The 1251-nt window shown below is 44.1% G+C and carries 2 protein-coding genes; both read left to right on the forward strand.

What is annotated here, in order from left to right:
* The coding region (locus A3763_RS16815) for a RimK family alpha-L-glutamate ligase (protein WP_156495135.1) at nucleotides 1-409 on the forward strand (409 nt) is incomplete at its 5' end.
* 41 nt (nucleotides 410-450) lie between these two features.
* Nucleotides 451-1251 (forward strand): succinylglutamate desuccinylase/aspartoacylase family protein (locus A3763_RS16820; protein ID WP_068760239.1); only part of this gene is annotated, 801 nt, incomplete at its 3' end.

The raw sequence follows: 1251 nt of genomic DNA on the forward strand, positions 1-1251 counted from the left end.
ATTTATGGGTCTAAAAGCAAACATCCTTGTACAAGAGTACATTAAGGAGGCAAATGGTGCTGATATTCGCTGTCTTGTGGTGGGAGATAAAGTCGTTGCTGCAATGAAACGTCAGGCTGCGCCTGGTGAGTTTCGCTCAAACCTACACAGAGGGGGCTCGGCTGAAATAGTTCGCTTATCGCCAGCTGAAAGAAAAACAGCAGTCGATGCAGCAAAGACAATGGGCTTATCAATGTGCGGTGTAGATATTCTTCGAAGTGCTACCGGGCCCGTTGTCATGGAAGTGAACTCTTCCCCGGGGCTAGAAGGCATTGAAACGGCTACCGGCAAAAATGTAGCGGGGATGATTATTTCGCATATCGAAAAGAAGGCAAAACCCAACGCAACCAAAACTAAAGGGAAAGGTTAGTTATTAGTTGAGACAATGCAAATATTAGTTGAGATATTACAATGAGACAGAGCTTTTCCATAGCAGGACGTGACATCAAACCGGGTGAATCAGCATACATTGAAATGCCCACCGTTGCGCTGTATACCGACACCGAAATGTCGATGCCGGTATACGTGAAACACGGTAAAAAAGATGGCCCGGTATTGTTCGTTAGCGCTGCGATTCATGGTGATGAGTTAAATGGTACTGAGATTATTAGTCGCCTAATTCAAGGTAAACAACTTAGAGGAATGAAGGGAACGCTCATAGCAGTCCCCATTGTAAATGTTTATGGCGTCATTTCACAAAGCCGCTATCTACCTGACAGAAGAGATTTAAACAGAAGCTTCCCCGGCTCGACTAAAGGGTCGTTAGCAGGAAGAATTGCAAACCAGTTTCTGAAAGAGATCGTTTCAAAATCGGACTACGGGATTGATTTACATACAGGTGCGATTCATCGCTCAAATCTGCCACAGATACGAGCAAATTTAGATGATGAAAGAACAAATGAACTTGCAAAAGCCTTTGGCGTGCCTGTTGTACTTAATGCCGATATAAGGGATGGATCGTTGAGAGAATCTGCTGGAGAACTGGGCGTACCAGTACTTTTATATGAAGCAGGTGAAGCATTGCGATTTGATGAATTATCTATTCGTGCGGGTGTAAGAGGCATCGTTAACGTTATGCGTTCATTAGATATGCTTACCAAACGACGAAGCAAGCTTAAATATGAACCTTTTATTGCTAGGCAGTCAGGATGGGTAAGGTCAACTGACAGTGGCTTTATCCGTTATAAAAGAACGCTTGGTGAGCTCGTGGAG

This window comes from Oleiphilus sp. HI0128 (genome assembly GCF_001635365.1).